Raw genomic sequence first — 1,708 nt, 5'->3', positions numbered from 1 at the left:
CCACACGGCGGCACGGATGGCAAGGTGAATCCAGTCCCTTTGCCTTTTGCCTCTGACCCGAGGATTCTCCGCTCTTTATCGGGGGTAAGCCTTTTCCCTTGTTCCTTTTGCCTTCCTCTAGAATCATCTTTCCGCCTCCCGGTCGTCTCCCGCTATAATCTTTGATTTAGCGGTGAGAGGAAAGGGAGGACAGAGTTTAATGCCTATAAGCATAACCATCTTTCCTGTGAATAAATTGACAATATTTATGACTGATACCCTGCACCAGTCCTGATTTAGTTGAAATATTAAAAGATCCGGATTTCCGGGTCGCAACTCTTCCCACATAAGTACCGATTTTTTTGCCTTTAGTTACAACGGCGCGAACAATATCTCCTGTTTGAAAACCTTTATGAATCTTAGTTCTTGAACAGTAACGGATAGGAAACCCATACTTGTTTGTTCGACAAATTTTACGAGTACCGTGACCTTTAGCGGCAATAAGTAAAGGTTGATAACCCTCAATAATTAAAGTATCAACTTTGCCAACATTTGCGGCATCCAGCCAATGAGTTTTAGGTAGGTTTTGACGACATCGGTTGAATTTAGTCAAACCACCACTCCCGACTTCAACAGGTAATCCGATTGATTTCAGTTCATGGTACAACTTCCAACGAGTTGTGTTAACGGCAGCCGCATCAGTTAAAGGTCTTTTGGCTTGAGACAAAACCCGTTTCAACACGTCAGGTTTTCCAGATAAGAACTGTTCGATTTCTTGAGCAGACTTAGACTGATTGCATGAATGACACGCAATAGCTAAATTAGAGACTCTATTCGAACCACCTTTAGATAATGGCTTAATATGCTCAATCTCTAACTGAGTACCCGTTGTCCCACAATAGGCACATTTTCGATTCCATTTTTCGAGTAGATATTCTCGAAGCTCGTAACCGTAGAGCGTACCTTGCTGATACTCAATGCCAGATATTTCGGGATTTTGCAACTTCTGAGTGTCAAATCTAACCAACTCTTGAGAGATTCCTGCAATGGGACATAAACGAGTTAGTTTTTTAACCCAAGTCAAGATGTTCTGAACTCTAGACATTAGGCTAGGAGCTAACCAGCCTTCTGGTCTAGACCGGTTAAGAAATCTAGGCTTGCGATACCGAGTTTTGCGGTTACGGCGAGCACACCTTAGTTGCCTACGAGAAGTTAAGGCATCTCGAATTTGAAAACCTCTGTGAGTAAGTTCACCGCCCCAAACTATTCGGTTACCTTGAACAATTGCTAAGCCACTTGTTTTTGCTCCGGGGTCTATTTTGAATTGTGACCCGTGGGTTATTGGTTCTTGTATTTCCTCCGTTAAAATTATAGTAAATGGGTAACGACGATAGACTTTAGCTTTTCCTGTCGAAAGTAGAATTCTAGCTCTCGCCGGTTTGCATGGATCTAAAGGTTGTCGATTTGAGTTAAGTACAAATACACGCATAATTGTGTTTTCTCCTATTACTAGGGTAAAGTTAGCTTAGTCAAAGTTATTTCTCGGTACTTTCCCGATCGCACTGACTTAACTCAACTAGGTCTGTTTAACGACCGGGTTCTAGAGCTGGGGACTAGCTACGCATCTCCAGGTATGAACACTAACTCTCAGAAATAACGTAGTTCTGTAAGAACCTAGACTGGTAAACTATGAGCTTGAAAGCTCCCGCTATAGTCTGTTCGCGCAGCG

The 1,708-nt window shown here is 42.7% G+C and carries 1 protein-coding gene; it reads right to left on the bottom strand.

The genetic code is table 11. The annotated features are described in order from the left end of the window. Positions 1-196: 196 nt before the first annotated feature. The gene (iscB, locus tag F6K53_RS40315; RefSeq protein ID WP_293085734.1) at positions 197-1,468 is read right to left on the bottom strand and encodes an RNA-guided endonuclease IscB; all 1,272 of its coding nucleotides are present in this window, start codon (positions 1,466-1,468) and stop codon (positions 197-199) included. Positions 1,469-1,708: the final 240 nt, after the last annotated feature.

Origin of the sequence: Moorena sp. SIO4A1 (assembly GCF_010672065.1) — a bacterium.
Lineage (GTDB): Bacteria > Cyanobacteriota > Cyanobacteriia > Cyanobacteriales > Coleofasciculaceae > Moorena.
Note: the sequence above shows the minus strand (reverse complement) of the source record. Positions and strands in the feature narration are given on the sequence as shown.